This window comes from Shinella sp. HZN7 (assembly GCF_001652565.1).
GTDB lineage: Bacteria > Pseudomonadota > Alphaproteobacteria > Rhizobiales > Rhizobiaceae > Shinella > Shinella granuli.
Map to the genome: position 1 here is coordinate 37,120 of NZ_CP015741.1, position 20,757 is coordinate 57,876.

Annotated in this window: 21 protein-coding genes and 1 pseudogene; 8 read left to right on the plus strand and 14 right to left on the minus strand. The window is 58.3% G+C overall.

Features of this window, described 5'->3' with window-relative positions; genetic code table 11:
• Positions 1-146: 146 nt before the first annotated feature.
• From shn_RS35345 to shn_RS30305, 3 genes are all read left to right on the plus strand, one after another.
• The gene (locus shn_RS35345; RefSeq protein WP_024899996.1) at positions 147-554 is read left to right on the plus strand and encodes a Rid family hydrolase; all 408 of its coding nucleotides are present in this window, start codon (positions 147-149) and stop codon (positions 552-554) included.
• A gap of 283 nt (positions 555-837) precedes the next feature.
• The gene (locus shn_RS30300; RefSeq protein ID WP_024899997.1) at positions 838-2,235 is read left to right on the plus strand and encodes an aldehyde dehydrogenase family protein; all 1,398 of its coding nucleotides are present in this window, start codon (positions 838-840) and stop codon (positions 2,233-2,235) included.
• 29 nt (positions 2,236-2,264) lie between these two features.
• A complete protein-coding gene (locus tag shn_RS30305) occupies positions 2,265-3,578 on the plus strand; it encodes an NAD(P)/FAD-dependent oxidoreductase (protein WP_064334256.1) in 1,314 nt (437 codons plus the stop codon).
• Positions 3,579-3,684: 106 nt separating this feature from the next.
• Here shn_RS30305 and shn_RS35350 read toward each other — a convergent pair whose 3' ends face one another.
• From shn_RS35350 to shn_RS30330, 7 genes are all read right to left on the minus strand, one after another.
• Positions 3,685-3,846: a hypothetical protein gene (locus tag shn_RS35350; protein ID WP_245337526.1), complete on the minus strand. Its 162-nt coding sequence runs from the start codon at positions 3,844-3,846 to the stop codon at positions 3,685-3,687.
• 46 nt (positions 3,847-3,892) lie between these two features.
• Entirely contained in the window at positions 3,893-5,548 is a 1,656-nt protein-coding gene (locus shn_RS30310; protein WP_064334257.1) for an IS66 family transposase, read from the minus strand.
• Between the two features lie 45 nt (positions 5,549-5,593).
• Complete coding sequence (gene tnpB, locus shn_RS30315) at positions 5,594-5,941, minus strand: IS66 family insertion sequence element accessory protein TnpB (RefSeq protein ID WP_064334258.1); 348 nt, start codon at positions 5,939-5,941, stop codon at positions 5,594-5,596.
• A complete protein-coding gene (locus tag shn_RS30320; RefSeq protein WP_037407864.1) occupies positions 5,938-6,348 on the minus strand; it encodes a transposase in 411 nt (136 codons plus the stop codon). The genes tnpB and shn_RS30320 overlap by 4 nt, the downstream gene beginning before the upstream one ends.
• 74 nt (positions 6,349-6,422) lie before the next feature.
• Positions 6,423-6,698 carry a plastocyanin/azurin family copper-binding protein gene (locus tag shn_RS35355; protein WP_245337527.1) on the minus strand — a complete coding sequence of 92 codons (276 nt, stop codon included), beginning with the start codon at positions 6,696-6,698 and terminating at the stop codon, positions 6,423-6,425.
• A gap of 65 nt (positions 6,699-6,763) precedes the next feature.
• Positions 6,764-9,013 carry a nicotine dehydrogenase subunit alpha NdhA gene (gene ndhA / locus shn_RS30325; RefSeq protein ID WP_084438676.1) on the minus strand — a complete coding sequence of 750 codons (2,250 nt, stop codon included), beginning with the start codon at positions 9,011-9,013 and terminating at the stop codon, positions 6,764-6,766.
• A complete protein-coding gene (locus shn_RS30330; protein ID WP_024900002.1) occupies positions 9,010-9,477 on the minus strand; it encodes a (2Fe-2S)-binding protein in 468 nt (155 codons plus the stop codon). The genes ndhA and shn_RS30330 overlap by 4 nt, the downstream gene beginning before the upstream one ends.
• Positions 9,478-9,760: 283 nt before the next feature.
• On the opposite strand from shn_RS30330, the gene shn_RS30335 reads away from it, so the two are divergent.
• A complete protein-coding gene (locus shn_RS30335; protein ID WP_145926109.1) occupies positions 9,761-10,429 on the plus strand; it encodes a TetR/AcrR family transcriptional regulator in 669 nt (222 codons plus the stop codon).
• Positions 10,430-10,591: 162 nt separating this feature from the next.
• On the opposite strand, the gene shn_RS30340 is transcribed toward shn_RS30335, so the two are convergent.
• The 4 genes and pseudogenes from shn_RS30340 to shn_RS30355 all read right to left on the minus strand — a co-directional run bounded on the left by shn_RS30340 (position 10,592) and on the right by shn_RS30355 (position 13,232).
• Positions 10,592-11,494: an NADP-dependent oxidoreductase gene (locus shn_RS30340; protein ID WP_064334260.1), complete on the minus strand. Its 903-nt coding sequence runs from the start codon at positions 11,492-11,494 to the stop codon at positions 10,592-10,594.
• Positions 11,495-11,580: 86 nt separating this feature from the next.
• Complete coding sequence (locus shn_RS30345; protein ID WP_024900006.1) at positions 11,581-11,979, minus strand: DoxX family protein; 399 nt, start codon at positions 11,977-11,979, stop codon at positions 11,581-11,583.
• A gap of 31 nt (positions 11,980-12,010) precedes the next feature.
• The gene (locus shn_RS30350) at positions 12,011-12,391 is read right to left on the minus strand and encodes a glutathione S-transferase N-terminal domain-containing protein (protein WP_024900007.1); all 381 of its coding nucleotides are present in this window, start codon (positions 12,389-12,391) and stop codon (positions 12,011-12,013) included.
• A pseudogene (locus shn_RS30355) lies at positions 12,388-13,232 on the minus strand (class III extradiol ring-cleavage dioxygenase). The gene shn_RS30350 and the pseudogene shn_RS30355 overlap by 4 nt, the downstream one beginning before the upstream one ends.
• Positions 13,233-13,390: 158 nt before the next feature.
• Here shn_RS30355 and shn_RS30360 point away from each other — a divergent pair.
• Entirely contained in the window at positions 13,391-14,305 is a 915-nt protein-coding gene (locus tag shn_RS30360; RefSeq protein WP_035209847.1) for a LysR family transcriptional regulator, read from the plus strand.
• A 384-nt stretch (positions 14,306-14,689) separates the two neighbouring features.
• On the opposite strand, the gene istB is transcribed toward shn_RS30360, so the two are convergent.
• Complete coding sequence (gene istB, locus shn_RS30365) at positions 14,690-15,502, minus strand: IS21-like element helper ATPase IstB (RefSeq protein ID WP_064334261.1); 813 nt, start codon at positions 15,500-15,502, stop codon at positions 14,690-14,692.
• A complete protein-coding gene (gene istA, locus shn_RS30370) occupies positions 15,492-17,018 on the minus strand; it encodes an IS21 family transposase (RefSeq protein WP_145926110.1) in 1,527 nt (508 codons plus the stop codon). Before istA ends, istB begins: the two co-directional genes overlap by 11 nt.
• A 50-nt stretch (positions 17,019-17,068) precedes the next feature.
• Here istA and shn_RS30375 point away from each other — a divergent pair, with 50 nt between their 5' ends.
• Both shn_RS30375 and shn_RS30380 read left to right on the plus strand, forming a co-directional pair.
• The gene (locus tag shn_RS30375; RefSeq protein WP_064334262.1) at positions 17,069-17,326 is read left to right on the plus strand and encodes a hypothetical protein; all 258 of its coding nucleotides are present in this window, start codon (positions 17,069-17,071) and stop codon (positions 17,324-17,326) included.
• Complete coding sequence (locus tag shn_RS30380; RefSeq protein ID WP_064334263.1) at positions 17,326-17,796, plus strand: hypothetical protein; 471 nt, start codon at positions 17,326-17,328, stop codon at positions 17,794-17,796. Before shn_RS30375 ends, shn_RS30380 begins: the two co-directional genes overlap by 1 nt.
• An 87-nt stretch (positions 17,797-17,883) precedes the next feature.
• Here shn_RS30380 and shn_RS30385 read toward each other — a convergent pair whose 3' ends face one another.
• A complete protein-coding gene (locus tag shn_RS30385) occupies positions 17,884-19,032 on the minus strand; it encodes an RHE_PE00001 family protein (protein WP_064334264.1) in 1,149 nt (382 codons plus the stop codon).
• Positions 19,033-19,046: 14 nt separating this feature from the next.
• On the opposite strand from shn_RS30385, the gene shn_RS30390 reads away from it, so the two are divergent.
• Complete coding sequence (locus shn_RS30390) at positions 19,047-20,708, plus strand: transposase (RefSeq protein WP_064334265.1); 1,662 nt, start codon at positions 19,047-19,049, stop codon at positions 20,706-20,708.
• Positions 20,709-20,757: the final 49 nt, after the last annotated feature.

The window sequence follows — 20,757 nt, forward strand, 5'->3', positions numbered from 1 at the left end:
TTGCATGGACGGTGATCCTTTTTGCACTGGAGGAAGTGTTAGGCGCACAGTTCGGAGCCGAGATTTGGAGGGGGCGCTGTCTTTCATGTCGGCGAAGAGCGTGAAATACGCGCGTTGTGCGTGAGAGCCAAGAGGAGGTCAGAAATATGAAGCCGCAATTTTTCCACAGAATACCCGAGATGGAGAACGGTTATAGCATGTCCCTTGCCGTAAGGGCGGGCGACTATGTATTCATCGGCGGTTTGACAGCCACCGATAACGCAGGGAATGAACTATTTGCCGAGGACGCCGGTTCTCAGATGAAACGTATATATGAGATACTCGGAGAAGTGCTGCGGGAATTTGGTGGGACGCCTCAGGATATCGTAAGTGAAGTAATATTTTACAATGTTGGCGCGAAAGAATATACTGAACAGCTCTTTCCCCATCGGCAAGCATTCTATGGGCAACAAGGCCCCTCGGTTGTTGGCATGCAGGTGGTCGGTTTTATAAGCCCAGCAATTCGTGTGGAGACCACAGCCGTCGCATACCTGCCACGGTCGCGCGAGCCATGAACTAGCAGCGTGTTAGCCCCGAGGAGCGCCCGGCCCATCGGACGCCAGCGATCAGTTTTGTCAATGCTCTGGCCGCAGTCCGCTAGAAACAAGATCACGAGCCGCCTGTGTCGTCCAAGTTAGCGGCGACTAATTCAGCTCCATTTTGGTGCGTACCTGCAAAGGGCTGCCAATAGATCAAAGTCTTTCGAGATGCAGTCTCGTCAAAACGGGCTTGCTCCAGCTGATCGGTACGCCTGCCCATCTATAAGCCCGCCAAAAAGTCCAATAGGAGGAAAGAAAGGTGACAAACTTCAACATGCTAATAAACGGCCGTCTAGTGCCGGGTACCGGAGAAATGCCGGTCATCGACCCGTCCACTGCCGAAATGTTTGCGACAGCACCCTACGCCAGCACCACACAACTCGAAGAGGCTGTGAGATCAGCAAAGAACGCCTTTCCTGATTGGGCCGCAACATCGTTAGAGACCCGCCGCGCCTGCTTACTTCTACTGGCGGACAGGCTAGAGCAGGAGGTCGACTACTTTGCGCGGCTTCTTACGCGTGAGCAAGGTAAACCTCTGGCGGAGGCGACGTATGAGGTCGGCGCGACGATCCGCGGCATCCGCTATTTCGCAACGTACGAGACCTCACCGGAAATACGCAGCCATACGCGGGGCAAATATGAACTGCACCGCGTTCCGTTGGGTGTGATCGCTTGCGTTACGCCGTGGAATTTTCCGATGCTTCTCGCCAGCAATAAGTTCGGTGCCGCCCTCATCACCGGAAACACCGTGATTTTGAAACCTGCGCCGACGACGCCGCTAACCTCGCTAGAGCTGGGGCGACTTGCCGAAGGTATTTTTCCGCCCGGCGTCTTCAACGTAATCTCCGATCGAAACGATCTCGGCGCAAGACTCACCGACCACCCGGATGTTGCAAAGATCTCGTTCACAGGCTCTACAGCAACGGGCAAAAAGGTGATGGCTAGCGCTGCCGGCACGCTAAAACGGGTAACACTCGAACTCGGTGGGAACGATGCAGCAATTGTCCTGGACGATGTAGACATTGATCAAGTCATCCCCGGGTTGGTCTCCGCGGCATTTCTTAATGCCGGCCAAGTCTGCGTCGCGGCCAAGCGCATATATGTTGCAGGCTCGATTTATGATGAATTTGCCGCGAAGTACGCAATCGCTGTGCAAAAGCTGAAACTTGGCTGCGGCCTGGACGAGGACGTCAACCTTGGCCCTCTCCAGAACCTCGAGCAGTTCGAGAAAGTCAAAGAGTATCTCACCATTGCGGAAAAAGATGGCATCATCATCGCTGGCGGACGGGTAGCCAACAGACCAGGATACTTCATTGAGCCGACGGTCGTTCGCGACATTACGGACGGCTCGCGGCTGGTGGACGAGGAGCAATTCGGACCAGTGGCGCCGCTGATTTCCTTCACCGATGATGACGACGCCATCAGCCGCGCCAACGCGAGTCCATTTGGTCTCGGTGCGTCGATTTGGACCAGCAATCTTACGCGCGCGCGCGCACTCGCCATGAGATTAGAATCGGGAAATGTTTGGATCAACCAACACCAGGCACTCGCTCCGGATATTCCCTTTCCCGGAGCTAAGGAGTCCGGAATTGGACTGGAAGCCGGGCCGGAGGGTTTTCACGAATTCACACGCGTACAAATCCTCAACGCAGCTTAACTCATAAAAGTCGACGCAGGAGAAAGCACATGACAGAAAAGATATATGATGCAATCGTCGTAGGTGCCGGGTTTTCCGGTCTAGTTGCGGCACGGGAACTGTCGGCACAGGGCAGGTCGGTGCTGATTATCGAAGCCCGTCACAGACTTGGCGGCAGAACGCACGTCGTAAATTTCCTGGGTCGTCCCGTCGAGATAGGCGGTGCCGGCGTGCATTGGTGCCAACCGCACGTTTTCGCTGAGATGCAGCGCTACGGCTTCGGATTTAAAGAAGCTCCCTTAGCGGACCTGGATAAGGCTTACATGGTATTCGCGGACGGCCAAAAAATCGATGTGCCGCCTGCAACTTTTGACGAGGAGTATACCACCGCGTTCGAGAAGTTCTGCAGCCGCTCACGAGAGTTGTTCCCGCGGCCGTATTCGCCTTTGGACAATCACGAGGTCTCCAATCTTGACGGCGTGTCTGCCCGTGATCATCTCGAATCCCTTGGGTTGAACGAGTTGCAGCTAGCCTCCATGAATGCGGAGTTAACGCTTTATGGCGGCGCCCCAACCACTGAACTTAGTTACCCGAGTTTTGTTAAGTTCCACGCGCTTGCCTCTTGGGACACGATAACCTTCACTGACTCAGAAAAGCGATACCACGTGCAAGGCGGCACAAATGCACTTTGCCAAGCGATTTTCGATGACTGCCGCGCAGACTCTGAGTTTGGTGTGCCTGTGGAAGCTGTCGCGCAGACGGACAACGGTGTCACGGTGACTCTTGCGGATAAGAGGGTGTTTCGCGCGCTCACATGCGTGCTTACCTTACCGACCAAAGTTTACGCAGATGTTCGTTTCGAACCACCACTACCACCCGAAAAGCGCGCATTTATCGAACACGCCGAGATGGCTGACGGTGCGGAGCTTTACGTCCATGTACGCCAGAACCTTGGTAACACATTCACTTTCTGTGATGACCCTAACCCATTCAACGCTGTGCAAACTTACGCATATGATGATGAACTTGGGACGATCCTCAAGATCACGATTGGCCGGCAATCGTTGATTAACCTCGAGAATTTTGACGCGATTGCTGCCGAAATACGCAAAATCCACGGCGACGTCGAGGTACTTGAAGCGCTACCATATAATTGGGCAATGGATGAGTACGCCCGCACGAGCTACCCCGCCATGAGGAAAGGTTGGTTCTCTAGATACAAGGACATGGCAAAACCGGAGAACCGTCTATTCTTTGCTGGCTCTGCCACTGCGGACGGATGGCATGAGTATATTGACGGTGCGATAGAGAGCGGAATCCGAGTCGGCCGGGAAATTCGGCACTTTATGAAGGCGACCGCTTAATATTTATGCCTGGGCTCCGTGCTTGACGGAGCCCAGGCATAAGGGCCCCACTCTAGAAGGTCCCTATTTCATCTTGCGTTAACGTGTCACCTTCTGCAAAGCAACTTTATTTCTCTGCCTCGATCGAGGCAATAATTTGCTCCACGATTTTCTTTGCCTTACCATTGAACTTTAGCGACTTAACTTCTTCCAAATTTGCTGGCTCTCCGGCAACGATCGCGCCGATCATGCCCATCGCAAAGTGCGGGGTGCACTGGTAGACGTACACGCCAGGGACATCAATCTTAACGTAATCCTCCGGTGGAGGCCGCAGGTTATGCCGCTTGAGCGTTCAGCGTGTCTTGCTGCCAGTTCCACGGAAGCAATTGCTCCAGCCTGGTGATCGGCGTGTCGGCGATGCGGGCGAGAACGTCGGCAAGCCATGCCTGCGGATCGATGTCGTTGAGCTTGGCGGTCGTGAGCAGTGTCGCCATGAACGCGGCACGGTCAGCACCACGGTCCGATCCGGCGAAGAGCCATGACTTCCTGCCGAGCGCGAAGCCTCTGAGCGCGCGCTCGGCCGCATTGTTCGTCAGGCAAATCTGGCCGTCATCGAGGAATGACGTGAAGCCATCCCAACGCTTGAGCATGTAGTCTATCGCTTCTGCGACGGGAGAACTGCGCGATAGCTTTGCCCGCTCGGTTTGGAGCCAGCCGTGCAGCTCTTCGACGAGTGGCTGGCTGTCCTTGCGCCGGCGCTCCAGGCGCTGGTCGGCGGCAAGCCCGTTGATCTCCCGTTCGATGTCGAACAGACCATCGATCCGTTTGATCGCTTCCAGAGCCATGGGCGAGATCGGCGCGGCGTTCCTTCCACGTTTGGCGTTTGCCGCAATGTCGGCGAGCACGAAGAACTTGCGCCGCGCGTGCGCCCAGCACAGTGCTTGCGTCAAGGAACCGGGATCGCGGTCTACCTTGAACAGCGGATTGTAACCGCCATAGGCATCCGCCTGCAGAATGCCGGTGAAGGTCTTCAGATGGCGTTCCGGATGCTCCTGCCGCCGGTCTCGCGATGCATAGTAGAGTGCCGCCGGCGGTGATAGCCCTCCGAACGGCCGGTCATCCCGGACATAGGTCCAGATGCGGCCCGTATCGGTCTTTCCTTTCGCCAGGATCGGCACGGTGGTGTCGTCGCCATGCAGCCGCTCGGCCGCCAGAACATGCGCCTCGATCAGCGGATGGATGGGCTTCAACGCCGCGGCACAAGCACCAACCTGGTCGGCCAGCGTCGACAAGCTGAGGTCGACGCCCTCGCGGGCATAGCGTTCGCTCTGGCGATTGAGCGGCTGGTGCTGAGCGAACTTCTCGAAGAGGATCATCGCCAGCAGGTTCGGCCCGGCAAAGCCGCGGGGCGTCACATGGAAGGGGGCCGGCGGCTGCGCAATCTTCTCGCACTCGCGGCAGGTGAACTTCTCCCGCACCGTCTGGATGACCTTCCACTGACGCGGAATGACCTCCAGGGTCTCGGTAATGTCCTCGCCGAGCTTCGACAGCTTGGCCGAGCCGCAGCAAGGGCAAGCCGTCGGGGCGGCGATGACGACGCGTTCGCGCGGCAGGTGTTCGGGAAACGGTTTGCGTGACGGCCGCTTGCGCACGAAGGCCCTGATGGCCGAGGTTTTGGCTGCGACCTCTGCGGCCAGCTCATCTTCACCGGCGTCTGCTTCAAGCTCCTCGAGCTGCAATTCCATCTGTTCGAGGAGCCGTGCTTTACGCTCGGACCGGCTGCCGTAGAGCTCCCTTCGAACCTTGTCGATCTCCAGCTTCAACCGCGCAATCAGCGCCTCAGAATGCGAGACAAGCGCCTTTGCGTTGGTAGCTTCAGCCTTGGCGGTCGCTGCTTCCGCCTCGGCAGCAACGCGCCGGGCGCGTTCCTGAGCCAGCAGTGCAAGCGCACTGGCAAGGTCGTCCGGAAGCTCTTCGGTCGCATCGCTCATGACCGGATGGAATCATATTCGACCCCGCCATTCCAGTGCTTTTGTTCACCCGGCCGACGTCGGCCGCCAGGTCTTTTGCGGCATCCGCCAGTCGATACCCTCCAGCAGATAACCGAGCTGCGCGGGCGTGATCACTACCGTGCCGTCGGCCGCTGAAGGCCAGATGAAGCGTCCCCGTTCCAGCTTCTTTGTGAACAGGCAGGCCCCCTGGCCGTCATGCCAGATCACCTTGATCAAACCGCCGCCACGGCCGCGGAACACGAACAGGTTCCCACACATCGGATCACGCTTCAGCGCCTCCTGTACCATCAACGACAGACCCGGAAAGCCTTTGCGCATGTCGGTATGGCCTGTCGCCAGCCAGACCTTTACACCTGTAGGGACCGGGATCATCGCAGTCCCAGCACACAGTCGAGAATACGGCCAAGCGCTTCGGTATCGATGTCGCTATCCACGCGGACGCGTCGGCCACGACCAAGCTCGATCGTTACATCGCTGCGCTTGCGTCGGGGATGGGATGGTGCGGGTGGCTCCGGTATAGCGGGCGAGCCTGCCGAAGCGGTCTCAGACACGATTACCGGCACCAACATGCTTGCCGCCCCTGCCGACGGCCCATCGACCTGGCAAAGCTCCTTGCGCCAGCGGAAGAGCTGGCTGACATGGATGCCGGCCGCGCGGGCAATCTCCGAGATCACCGCATCAGGTTCAAGACAGGCAGCGACCAACTGCTCCTTCTCCTCGCGAGACCACCGCCGACGGCGCTCAACAGACGTGATCACTTCAATCGGATGCTTCGTCATAGGACTATCCCTAGTGTTTGCACTAGGACTTCCGATGTTAAGCCTCACCTCACAAGGCGGCCCTCACCGTGGGCTTACATCTTAACTGAAATCTGATTGTTGATCTTGCCATTCCATGGCATTGCCCCATCAGGAATGGCATTCTTGATAGAGGCGCTGTTGTGCCCCTTATCTTTCAGGATAAATGTGACTGTGTCGCCGGGCTGGACGTGTAGAACCCTTGGTTCAAACGCCATGACTGTTCCGTCGGCCGCTTTGTTTGTCATTTCCACTTGGTGATCTGCAGCCCACAATACAGTAGGACGCAGGAGTGCAGACGCTGCAGAAAATACTATGGTGTGAAAATTCAAGAGTTCTTCCTTATGATTGTAAGAGCCGCTGGGCAACGGCTCTTAACTGTCGGCGCGCCGAGTTTCTATACTAACGACAGTTCCTTGATCGGTAGGGACCTAATCCTCGGTCCGCCAGCGTCAGCGATGGCGTTAACCAAGGCGGCAATCGTGATTGGAACGGCATCCTCCCCAACGCTCTGCGGCGAGCCCTCGCTTGGCAGCAGATTTATTTCGATCTCCGGCACCTGAGCGATGCGAAGGATCGGGTAATCATAAAAATTGTTCTGCTGCACCTGGCCGTTCTCCAAGGTGATCTCGCTATAGAAGGCGTTCGTCAAGGCGTACGAGATGCATCCTTCAAGCTGCTGCCTTACAATATCCGGATTGATGATAGTGCCAGCGTCGATGGTAATCGCGACCTTATCTACACGGACGGAGGCGTCCTTGATCGTTACGTCCACCACCGCCGCCTTCGACGACGACTCGTAGCCAAGGTAATAAGCGGTGTCGCTCACCGCTATGCCTCGGCCCGAGCCATTCTTTGCGCGCCCACCCCAGCCAGCTTTCTCGGCAGCCGCATCGAGGACCCGACGCAGAGTCTTTGAGCGTGCGACTGCGATGTCGTACTGCTCAAGGTCCTTCGGGATGAGGGATGGGTCGAGCAACGCCCTATACAAATCAACGGAGTCCTTATGTGCCAATACCGCCAGTTCGTTGAGAAAGCCGAAGTTCATCCACAAGTGCTGCGTCAACCCCACCCCCCTCATCCATCCGAACGGAATGGGTGTAGTCTTGTCGCGTTGGTAGGCAATATGCATGTTAGGGAAGAAGAACGGAAAATGCGTTCCACCATAGGACTGTAACGCCGCCTGTGCGCTAGCGATCCGGCACGACCAGGTGTCGATGTTTCCATCTTCGTCGAGCGCACCTGCGAATTTCACGACTGTAAGCGGTGTATAAGTGCTGTGCTTGATGCATTCCTCTCGACTCCAAAGCACTTTCACCGGCGTTCCTGACATTGCTTTGCCGATCTGAACTGCCTGATAAACGAAGTCGTTCTGGACACGTCGGCCAAAACCGCCGCCGCACTGCATCAGGTTGAACTTTACGTTCTCCGGCGCCAAGCCCGTCAGTTCAGTCGCAATTCGATGCGCATCGTCGGCATATTGGCTCCCGGCCCACACGGTCGCTTTGGATTTCTCAATTAGTACTGTGCAGTTAAGCGGCTCTAAGGGCGCGGGATCCATGAAAGGAAAAACATATTCAGCTTTCAGTGATAGCTTAGCTTCTTTGATCCTTTTGCCGACGTCACCCGTCTCAACCAAGACAGGCAACTCACCACTTGCCTGCGTGGAAAGCGCTGTCTTCAACTTATCTGACGTCAAACCAGCATGGGATCCGCCATCCCACTCAATCTCCAATGACTCCAGCGCGGATTTGGCTTCCCACCAGCTATCAGCGACAACGGCGACCGTATCATCAATATTTACCGCCGCCGCCCAGAGATCGGGGTCCTCTCCATCCGGTACAGGCGAATTGTAGCCGACAAATCCGCCTTTAATTTGGACGATCTGAGGATTACCAGGCAAGTCCTTCAGTGCCTCGTCGTCGACCCGCACCAACTTACCGCCAAAGACAGGGGATTGCTGCACGGCGGCGTAGCGCATACCTGGCAAATCAATATCAATGCCGTAAACAATCTCTCCGCGTGTTGCAGGCACAGTACTTAAGGGGGATATCGGCTTGCCAATGAAGCGTCGATCGGCAACCGATTTGTATACGACCTTCTCAGCTAACGGAGGAGTCAGCTTAACCGCTGCTGCGGCAACGTCGGCATAATTTACGCTGCGGCCGCTCTTGCCATGGTGCACTTGATTCCCACCAGTCGTCAGCTCTTCCGTCGGGACCGAAAGGCGTTCTGCGGCCGCTTCAAGGAGCATGGCCCGCACTTGCGCTGCCGCGAGCCGCGAGGGTGCAAAGAGATAATGTGCGGACAAACTTCCAAGTGTCGTGGTCCAGACGTAGGGCGTGCCGCGAGCCTTGCTAATGGCGGGATCGTAAAATGCCACAGACATCTTTTCCCAGTCTGCATCCAACTCTTCGGCAAGCATCTGCGGAATTGTCGTCGTTACGCCTTGCCCTACTTCGGTTTGCGGAACCGTGTAGGTCACTGTGTTGTCCGGGTTGATGACGATCCAGGATAGTATTTCCACCCCTTCGGTTGCTGGCGCGGTACTTGACTGCGCGCCTGAGCGGGTAATCGGGAAGAGCACCGCCCCTGCAAGTGCTCCCGTGCCAAGTAGAAATGCGCGACGATTGACAGAGACGCTCATTGAGCTGCTCCTTTCAGCATAGCTGCAGCGGCATGAATGGCCGCGCGGATGCGAGGATAAGTGCCACACCGACAGATATTGGTGAGCTCCCTATCGATGTCCTCGTCTGTCGGCGAGGGGTTCTTGGCCAAAATATCGGATACGGCCATGATCATGCCGGACTGGCAATAGCCGCATTGCGGCACGGCATGCTTGATCCATGCCTGTTGAACCGGATGGGAATGATCAGCGCTCAATCCTTCGATCGAAGTCACCGATCCCCCCGCAACACTTTCGACGGTAGTTATGCAGCTTCTTACGGCCTCGCCGTTGAGATGAACGGTGCATGCACCGCACTCGCCGACGCCGCAGCCGAACTTAGTGCCCTTAAGCTTGAGGTAGTCGCGAACGACCCAAAGCAGTGGCGTAGCCGGATCGACATCGACCGAACGCGCGCTGCCATTAACAGTAAAATCGACTTTCATTTTTTTCACCTCCGGAGTGTGGTCCCGTTTGTCGCAGATCGTGTTTTGTGGCAGCTTGCCAAAATTATTCACAATAGTAAATACATTTGGTTCCTCTCTAAACGCGCGACGGATACGAATAGAATGGTGAAGAAGATAGGCATCGAAAATTCGACATTTGGCCCTACATTGACGGGATTAACGATTCCGGATAATTCCACACTTGCCTAAATTAAGTGCGTAAGCCTGTGGTCATGTGTGTTTCCATGAAACGGAATCAGGCTTTTAAAAACACGGAATGTGCATGCGCAAACAACCCCACCAGCGCCGCCGGCCTGGCCGCCCCTCGCATGATGGTGACCTTAAAGAGACTATCCTGGACCACGCCGAGATTGTTTTTGCGGAGCGGGGATACTCTGGGGCGAAGACGCGCGAAATAGCGGCGAATGCTGGGGTAAATCAAGCGCTTATCCGCTATTATTTTGGAGACAAGGAATCGCTTTTCGATGAAGTTTTCCGGCGGCGCGGGGGTATATTGTCGGGTACCCGACATGTTCTGCTCGACAAATTGCTGGAAGAGGCTGAGCGCCCAGCTGTCGAGGCAATCGTAAAGGCCTATCTGCAGCCCCAGTGGGACATGAAGTACAGCAACGAGAACGGCGCTTCTTTTGTACGCCTGCAAGCCCGTCTGCATGCCGAGCAAGAGGAGCACGCTCTCCGCCTACGCCGTGAGGTTTATGACGCCTCTGTTCGACGATACATTGACGCTCTCCAAACCGCGATGCCTGGCATACCGCGTGATCTTTTGAGCGTACGCATGGCGTTCCTAGTAGGCACCTACATGTTCATGCTGAACGACCTAGGCCGTATCGGCGACCTGACAGAAGGAAAGGTCTCATCGCTCAGTAAGGAGGCTATGCTCGAGAACCTCGTCGCCTTCCTCTCTGCGGGGTTACGGGCGCCGGCCAGCTAAGTTGATTGGCGTAGGCTACAATCGAGGACTGACGCGGGTGCGTAGCCACTCCGCATAGGCTGGCTGGCCCATTTCGAGAGGTTGATCTGGCACCCCCGCCAACGACCCGCCCAGAATTGGCGGATCGAGGGAGCATTCAAGGCGGAGCCGCGTCGGTCTTTCTCAGTGTCTGAGAACGACTTTTCCGCGAGCCCCTGCCGCCACCGCGTTATGGGCCGCACCGATCTGATCCAAGGTCAGGGTCTTGGAAATCGGGATCACCAGCGATCCGCTGACGGCGGCGACCAGCACTGTGTCGAGCATGGCCGCGTCGGTGCGGTGGTAAATTTCAAAGATCGTAACCCGGTTGCCGGCATTGGCGCCTTCGGGTACTGGAACGATGCTCGCAACCTTGCCGCCGTCGCGAACATTGCCGATGAGGTGGTCGGCCACCGGGCCAGCGGTGCTGATCGCATAGTCGAAGCTCGGGCGTGCGGTGGGAACCGTGATATCGAGCACCTCGCCAGCCAGTTCCTGACCTTCGTGCAGCCGTTCTGGCCTGACGCCGGCAACCGGCATTGCGCCGATCTCCTGGAGATATTGGATGGCGGAACGTCCGACCGTGCCAAGGCCGCCTGAAACGAGGACCCGGTCTCCAGCCTTAACGTCGATCGCCTCGACGGTCTGCCGGCCGGTAAGGCCTGCCTTCACCAACGAGGCACCCTGCTCGAAACTCAGGCCTGCCGGCAGTTTCGCCACGGATGTGGCCGGAACCACTCCGAATTCTGCATGCGCCCCTTTGCCGTTTGCCGCGAAGTCGGCGACAACCCGCTCTCCGACCACGAAGCCGGTCACGCCTTCGCCAAGTTCGGCGATGGTGCCGGCGGCGTCGCCGCCGAGCACTGCCGGCAGTTGAAGCGGAATGAATTGGGCCATGTAGCCCTGGCGGAGAATAAGGTCGAACGGATTGACGGCGGATGCCTCGATCTTGATCAGGACTTCGCCGGGTCCGGGGGCCGGTGTCGGAATATCCCCGATTTCGAACTGATCGACATCACCGTAGGATTTGAGAAGTGCGGCTTTCATTTGTGGCTCCATCTATCGTTTCGTGTGCGCGAGGGGCCCGCCGCCCGACGGCAGCCAAGCCCCTGCGTTTCCGGATGGCGGCCGTCTCAGGCCATGGCGGAACGACGAGCGCTGTCGAGCGTCCACGCGCCACCGCCATTCGCGGCGATGAAGAGGAAGATAAAACAGTACAGGATCGCCGGCTCGCCCATATTCAGGGACGGCCAGAAGCCATAGGGCGTGTGGACCATGAAGTAGGCGATGGCCATTGTGCCCGAAGCAATGAATGCCGCGATGCGGGTCTGATAGCCGACGATCATCAGGATCGAGGTGATCACCTCGATGACACCGGCGATGATCATGATGGTCGGAAGCGGATAGGATACGCCCTGTACAGGACCCGGAAACTGAAGCAACTTCATCGTTGCGTGCTCGAGGAACAGAAGGGCCGCCATGATGCGCAGGGCCGTGAGGGCGTAAGGCGCCCATTTGCTGATATTGGTCATTGAGGTTCTCCAAAGAAGTTTTTGTCAGCGATTAGGCGGCGGAAGCCGCCTTCTTGAGCTCCATGTTTTCCTTCCAGAGCCTCATCGAAATTGCGAACACGCCATCGACGTAGTTCCGGTAGACCGTCATGCCGGCCGGATCGCGGCCCGTCTTGGCGGCAAAAAATTCAATGATGTCGTCGGATTCTGCGATGTAGCGGCCGGGCTCAAGCTGGGCGGCGGGAAAGCTCACCTTGTCGAGATGCGATTGAAGCTCCGCCCGGATCGTTTCCTCCTGCTCCGTGCCGGGCACGAAATTGCGGCTTTCGACTTCCGAGGCCAGTCCCGTTTCCAGAAGGAACAGGCGGACCTTGAGGCAGAAGGGGCAGTTTTCCTTGAGGTAGATGACCGGTTTGAAGGTTTCGCTGGTCATTGCGCGTCTCCATTTGATTGCGGGGCTGAGGGGGCGTGTCCGAAGCGGAAGCTCGATGCGGTGAGCCCGCCTCCGAAGTCTTTCTGGTGATAGGTGGTGGCGCCCGGTTCGTCCTCGGCGGCGCCGACCACCACCATCAGCGGGATGAGGTGGTCCTCGCGCGGATGAGCCGCGCGGGCAGCGGGCGCCAACTCCCATTCGATCAGCCGCTCGGTGCGCTTGTCGGATGGCGAATTGACCAGCGTCTCCTGGAGCCAGGCGTCGAAACGGCGGGACGGTTCGTATCCCCAGGTGCCGCGCATGGCCGACAGGTTGTGATAGCTGAGACCGCTACCGATAATCAGGACGCCTTCATCACGAAGGGGAGCGAGCGCCCGGCCGACATTGATGTGCAGTGCCGGATCGTAGCCCCCATCCAGCGAAAGCTGGACCACCGGAACATCCTCGTCCGGATAGAGTGGCTTCATGATGCTGAAGGTGCCGTGATCGTAGCCGCGCGTCGGATCAAGCGCCGCTTCGATAGCCCTTGCGCGCAACCGCTGTACGCGATTGGCGAGGTCCGGCGAGCCCGGGGCTTTGTAGGTGATGTGATAGAGGTGCTCCGGAAAGCCGTGGTAGTCGTAGACCATGCCGGGCTCCACGCCCGAGGAATGGCAAAGCCCTTTTCCTCCCAGTGGCCCGAAACTACCAGGATCGCCTTCGGCTTGTCGCCGAGTTCGGCGCGCATGTCGATTAGCGACTTCTCCAGCACGTCGAACATACGGCGGAACTCGCCTGTCATGTATGGCCAGGGACCGCCGCCATGGCTGATGAAATAAGTCGGGAGTCGAGAATCGGTCACCGGATTATCCTTCACAACATACCGTGAATGCCGCGGCTCGTGGCGCCGTTGGAAAAGCGAGCCTCCGACGACGCCTGTTGAGGAAGAGTTTGATTTTTTCTCAGTCGTTGATCAATGTGACATTTATTGAAGAACTATTTCCTGGATGTTGATGATCGATGGATACGTTGACGAGCCTGCGGGTGTTCTGCACCGTTGCGGAACTGAAAAGCTTTACTTCTTCCGCCACTCGCCTCGGCATCTCGCCGGCTATGGCGAGCAAACATGTGATACAGCTCGAAAGCCGGCTGGGGACGCGCCTGCTCAACCGAACTAGCCGCCGTGTCAGCCTGACGGAAACTGGACGGCTCTACTTCAATCAGACCAGGCAGATGCTCGAAGGGTTGGACGAGGTGGAGGCGGCCATCGGCAATGTCATGGTGGCGCCCCGGGGCACACTCAAGCTGAGCGCGCCGGTATGGACGGCAAGCGCCTACTTTGCCGATATGCTGGCAGAATATAAACGGCGTTATCCCGACGTCTGCCTGGACGTGGATCTAAGCGGCCGGATCGTCAATCTGGTGGACGAAGGCTTCGACCTAGCCTTGCGGGCAACCACGCGCGATCGGCTGGATCCCGGCCTCGTCGCCCGCCCGCTGGCCGATGTCGAGTTCATCCTGCTGGCCTCGCCTGATTACCTGAAGCGAACGGGACGGCCGCGAAGTATCGCCGAACTCAATGGCCACGCGATGCTTCGCTACAGCGGCGTCAACCTGGGCGAGAGCATGTCGCTGGAAGGGCCCGAAGGCCGGCAGAACGTCACGTTCCGCAATGTGATGCTGAGCGACAACGAGACCGTCCTGTACCTCGCGGCCCTTCGGGGAATGGGTCTGGTGTTCCTGCCGAAATGGATGGTGGACGAGGATATTGTCGCCGGCCGGCTGGAGACGGTGCTTCCATTTGCGCTTGGCTTCAGCAGCACGCTTCACGCCGTCTACCCAAGCCGAAAATACCTTTCAGCAAAGGTCCGCACCTTCATCGACTTTATGACGGCGAACTTGCAGGGACTAGAAAAAACACCCTTACGCAGTTAGCCTATCCGAATTCACAGAAATACAGAAATCGCCGAATTTTGCCCCCCATAATCGCTTAACGCAGTTTCCGACGATCCTTAATCGCCACTTAGATTCTCCCTCGGTTGCTACCGACGCCACAAGCGCGAGTGCGCACCTACACCTACGACTGGCATCGAATATCGATGCGTCAAGATCGATTTGTGTGGCTCGTTATCACCGTTTTGGTAGATCACCCACCTTTCTGCTTGAAAATTCCACATCACGAAGCTGCGGCGCGTCCTATCGAATTAACAATTCCTATTGTGATTAATTTTGTTTCAACGGGACGCTGGGACGTGTATTGTCCCCTTGTTGATTTGCACTGAGAGCTGACCCGGGATTTGCGCCGAGAAGTGACCCGCCTTAGGTATCGTTCGTGTCGGTCGTGGTGGTCAAGTTCCTCCGTTTCTCCTTCGTCGTTTTGGGCTCATGCGCTGAGCTGTTTTTGAACCGGAAGCTGTCGTTTCCGGTTTCGAGGATGTGGCAATGATGCGTGAGCCGGTCCAGCAGCGCGGTGGTCATCTTGGGGTCGCCGAAGACGCTGGCCCATTCGCTGAAGCTCAGGTTGGTGGTGATGATGACGCTGGTGCGCTCGTAGAGTTTGCTCAGCAGATGGAAGAGCAATGCGCCGCCTGATGCACTGAACGGCAGGTATCCCAACTCGTCGAGGATCACGAGATCGGAATGGACGAGGCGATTAGCGATCTGCCCAGACCGACCCTGCGCCTTCTCTTGCTCGAGTGCGTTGACCAGCTCGACCGTTGAGAAGAACCGGACCCGTTTATGGTGATGCTCGATGGCCTGGACACCAATCGCGGTTGCAATGTGTGTCTTGCCCGTGCCGGGACCGCCGACCAGAACGATGTTGTTGGCGTCATCGAGGAAGTCGCAGCGATGAAGCTGTTGCACGAGCGCCTCGTTGATCTCGCTGCTGGCGAAGTCGAAGCCGTTCAGATCGCGGTAGGCTGGGAAGCGTGCGGTTTTGAGCTGATAGGCCGTTGAACGGACCTCTCGTTCCGCGGTTTCCGCCTTGAGAAGCTGGGACAGGATCGGAATGGCAGCCTCGAACGCCGGCGAACCCTGCTCGGTCAAATCACCGACGGCGTGGGCCATGCCATGCATCTTCAGTTGCCGTAGCATGATGACGATAGCACCGCTTGCTGGATTATGACGCATGACGGGCCTCCGTCTTTCTCAGCGCATCGTAGCGTTCGACATTGGCCTTAGGCTCGTTGGTGAGCGTTAGGGCCTGAGGCGCGTCGATGGTGGGTGGCGTGAAGGATTTGCCATCGACGAGGCGATGCAGCAGGTTCAGCACATGGGTCTTCGTGGGGACGCCGCTCTTCAGCGCCATGTGCACGGCCGATAGCACGGCCTGTTCGTCGTGCTGGAGAACAAGCGCCAAGATATCGACCATCTCGCGGTCGCCACCTGGCTTCTTCAGGAGATATTGCTGCAAGCTCTTGAATGCATCCGGCAGCTCAATGAACGGAGCACCATTGCGCAGAGCGCCGGGCTTACGCTGCACGACCGCCAGATAGTGCCGCCAGTCGTAGATCGTCTGGCCCGGCCGATCGTGGGAGCGGTCGATGACGCGGCGATGCTCACAGACGATCTGGCCTTCCGCAGCGACCACGACACGATCCGGATAGACCCGCAGGCTCACTGGTCGATTGGCGAAAGAGGCCGGCACGCTGTAGCGATTGCGCTCCAGATGGACAAGGCAGGTCGGCGTGACCCGCTTCGTATATTCGACGAAGCCGTCGAATGGCCGAGAAACTGGCATCAATGCCAAGGCCTCCTCAGCCCAGATGTCGGCGATAGTGCCGCGTATCTGGCCATGCGGGGTCTTTGCCCAGAACGCCTTGCATCGAAGCTCAAGCCAGTCGTTCAGTGCTTCCAGCGATGGAAAGCGCGGAACAGGTTGAAAGAACCGATGACGTGCATCCTGAACGTTCTTCTCGACTTGTCCCTTCTCCCAGCCGGACGCGGGATTGCAAAACTCGGGCTCGAAGAGGTAGTGGCTGGCCATTGCCATGAAGCGCACGTTGACGTCGCGCTCCTTGCCACGGCCGACCTTGTCGATTGCCGTGCGCATGTTGTCGTAGATGCCACGGCCGGGAATGCCGCCAAACACGCGGAAGGCATGATTGTGGGCGTCGAACAGCATCTCATGCGTCTGGAGGAGATAGGCTCGGACGATAAAGGCCCGGCTGTAGCTCAGCTTCGTATGCGCGACCTGCAGCTTCGTCCGCTCATTGCCGATGATGGCCCAGTCCTCCGACCAGTCGAACTGGAAGGCTTCTCCGGGCTCGAAAGCCAGAGGCACGAATGTCCCGCGTCCTGTCGTCTGTAACTCTCTCTGCCGGTCTGCCTTCCATTCCCGCGCGAAGGCTGCAACACGGCAATAAGAACCGTCGTAGCCGAGGCTCACCAGGTCGGCATGGAGTTGCTTCAAGGTGCGCTTTTGCTTGCGGCCCTTTTTGGACTCCGTCTTCAGCCAGGCCGACAGCCGATCAGCGAACGGATCAAGCCTGCTCGGCCGCTCCGGGACCTTGAACTTCGGCTCCACGCCGTTCAGGCGCAGATATTTGCGGATGGTATTCCGGGATAGGCCGGTCCTGCGGCAAATCTCCCGGATCGATAGATGCTCTCGAAAATGCCAGCGCCGGATAACGCTCAGTAACGCCATGTCGATCACTCCAGAGCCCCCACTGAAACCTCGCGAGGGATGATTGAAACATGGGTCAAATCTCAGTGATAATTTCCCGCAATCCCGGGTCAGCTCTCAGTGCAAATCAACAAACACAGTTTGTGCCGTGGCTGAAGCGTGCATGCCACGAGCCGATCCAGTATCTCACTGTCTTCCGGCGCGGCAGGCCGGAGATCGAACGGCAGGCGCATGCCACCGGCGACGTTATTGAAACCATAGACGGTCTGAAGGTGGCGGGAGAGGCGTTCTTCAACGGGTTCCAGCTCGAAGAAGAGGAGGCGGTCTAATGGTGCCCTTCAGGGTTAGGAAGGACGCGAAGTCTTGGTTCAAAGACCTGTATCGAGACAAAAGTTTCAAAATCGACTTCGACACCTTTTACTTTTGCTTTATCGCTGGCGTCGCAACGGGTCGGAAGCGGGCGATGGCAGGCGAGGACACGTCCGAGATGATTGATTACTTTCCCCAGCCCTACGGCGCGAGCAGCAAGATTCTCGTTGGCCTATTCCTGTCAGCTGAGATGGAGAAACTAGGACTAGTTATGACCGAGCGCGAGCGCGTGCACCTTGAGATCGCCAAACTGGTGCGCCATGACTCCAGCAACCACCTCACCGCCGCTGGCGTCGGCGAATTCAGCCAGTATGCGCATGGCGGATTCGACGTACTGCTCGAGTGGTTCGACGATCGGCCTCGTTCGCTCGACACGTTCGAGCGGCAATTCAAGCGTAAACTCGACGCGCAACTATCGAATGTCGGCTAACCACGTTTTCCATGCGCTTCTGATTGGACCATCCATTCGCGCATCGAACAGTAACGATCGACGAAGTTAAGCAGTGTCGCCCTGCCTTTAAAGCGCTCCCCACGCTCGAAACCTCCCCCGCCCAGTCATCTCCCTGAGGCCGAGCTCTATCACGATCCGCCGCGCCGCCTGCGGCGTGATGTCGAGGGTTTTCGCCACCATCCCGGCTGACACTAATGGCTTCGCCATCACCAGTTCAACCAGTTCGGGCAATTTCGAAGACGTCCGGCGTCCGTCCAGCTTTCGCTCGCACATCGTGCGCGCCAACGCCAGCCGGTCATGCTCTTTCAAGCCAATCTCGGCGGCAGCAAGAAGGCCATGGGCAATGGCTAGCATCCGGGTTTCCCGGTCGCGATGCCGGCGCCGATCGACAGGAATGGTTTTGAGGCCTATATTGACGGCGGCAAGATGGGCGCCGGTGGTGATGCCGGCCTGCCGCAGGATGGACGCGGCAAAAAGCCGGCCAAGCCAGGGCGCGTGCTGAAGCACGGACAGTTCGTTCCAGGCATCGAGAGCGATGATCGCCTGCAGGACCGCGGGCAGGTTTTCGGTCTGCCGCAACACGCCGCGCCATTCGTCGAGCCGGGCATCCTCGTCCCAGTCGAGATCATACACGAGGGGGTCTCGTTTGCGGTTATCGGCCGGAGGTCGACCCGGCTTCCTGGCTTGTTCGATTGCAGCTTCGGATCGGGCGAGAAGCGCATCAATGACGGCATAGTCGACACCCGGCAGATTTTCCACACCGTCACCATCTTCCCCCTCCCCTTCCGGGTCGGCAACCGCGCGCCGGATCGTGCCGGTGGGTTCCCTCGTCTCAGCGCCGACCGAATTGATGTCCGACGTCTGTCGCAAAGTTCGGATACCCTCTGCCGACAAGGCCCAGTCCGGTGACTGGCCAGAAATGCGCCGGCGGGTGCGCAACACGTCACGGGCGATAGTGAGTTCGTGGGTGGGTGTTCGGATGTCGCGGGTGGCATCGTGCAGGACGAGGTCTTCGAGATGGACGAGTTCGCCGTCGATCCACAGCGACGCGCAGGCGTCGCCGAAATGGGATCGTTCGATCCATCCTGCGCCCACCGGCGAGCGGGCGACCCGCTCATCGAGACGGGCCAGTGCGATACCAGCGTCGGAAGTCGGCCGGAGCAGTACTTGGAGCAAATCCGGGGGCACGAGGGATTCCCGTCTTTTGGAAATCATGATTCACTCCCTGCATGACGAAGCGCCGCCTGCCCATGGCCGAGCATGCCGATACGCTGTCGCTGAAGGCGCTGCGGGAACTCGTGACGGGTCTGGTGGAACGGGCTGATCGAGCGGACATCCGGATCGAGAAGCTCGAGGCCGAAAACCAAAGGCTTCGTGACGAGAACGACCAGCTCAGGATCGACAACACCCGGCTGAAGGTCGACAACCAGCTTCTGCGCGATGCGCGGCTGAAGAACCTGCCGCCGCGCCCGCCGTTCAAGCCATCGGGCATGGAGAAGGCGACCAGCGACACGATGGTTGCCGGCAAGGACAAGCCTGCGCGGCGTCGCGGGCCGAAGGCCGACACCAGGCGCGTCATGCGCATAGAGGTCCTGTCTGCCAACGCCCCACCAGGATCGCGTTTCAAGGGCTACAGGGATTGCGTGGTGCGCGATCTGATCATGCGGCCCGATGTGGTGCGCTATCGGCGCGAATGCTGGGTGACGCCGGACGGACAGAGGATCATTGCACCGCTGCCAGCCGGTGTAAAAGGCGGTTACGGTGCCAACCTGCAGCGCTTCTGCCTGATGCTCCACAGCCATGGCCAGGTCACGACACAGCGCCTGACGACCCTGCTCAACGATGTCGGCGTTGAAATATCGAAACGCCAGGTCATCCGGTTTCTGACGCAAGGGTTGGATGGCTTCCATGCAGAGGATGCCGCCGTGTTGCATGCCGGCCTGGTCTCGGCGCCCTTTGTCACGGTCGACGACACCGGCGCCCGCCATGGCAATCGCAATTTTCATACGACGCAGATCGGCGGCGAGCATTTCTGCGCCTTTCGCACGGCGCCGTCGAAATCGCGGCTGAACTTTCTCGCCCTGCTGCGCGGCAACTATCAGGACTATGTCCTCAACGATGCTGCCTTCGCCTTTATGCAAGATCGACAGGTGGATCCTGCCCTTGTGGCGCGATTGAGAGCGCCTGAGCCACAGCATTTCGCCAATCAGGTCCCGTTTCTCGAGCATCTCGCGGCCAAGGGCATCGACATTTTTGACGGGCAAACAATTCGCCCGTTTGCCGCGGCCGGCATCTGGGGTGCTATCCGCCATCATGGTCTGGTCGGCAATGCGGTGATCGTCTCCGACGACGCCGGCCAGTTCAGGGTCGGTACCCATGCTCTGTGCTGGGTCCACGCCGAACGGCTGCTGCATAAGCTGATGCCGGCGACGCCGGGCCAGGTGAAGCACGTCGAAACCCTGCGCACGCTCATCTGGCATTTTTATAAAGCGCTGAAAGCCTATCGGCGAAAACCCTCTCGAAGTGCCGCCCGCGGCCTTCAGCTGAGGTTCGATCGGATCTTCTCCATTCGCACCGGCTACGGCGAGCTCGACGCCCTGCTGAGCCGGCTGGGGCGCCGCAAGGCCGAGCTGCTGCGCGTTCTCGAGCGACCCGAAATCCCGCTCCATACCAATGCGTCGGAAAGGGATCTGCGCGGCCTTGTCATTAAGCGAAAGATATCGGGCGGCACCGTCAGCCGCCTTGGCCGCCAGGCGCGTGACAGCCTGCTCGGCCTGATGAAGACCTGCCAGAAGCTCGGCCTGTCGTTCTGGCACTATCTCGGGGACCGGTTGGGCATCGGTGATCATCCTATTGCGCCCCTCCCCTCCATCGTTGTGGCACGCGCATAGCGGCTCCTCGCCTTTGCACCAAAGCGCACGCCCTTGATCCTGCTCGCTT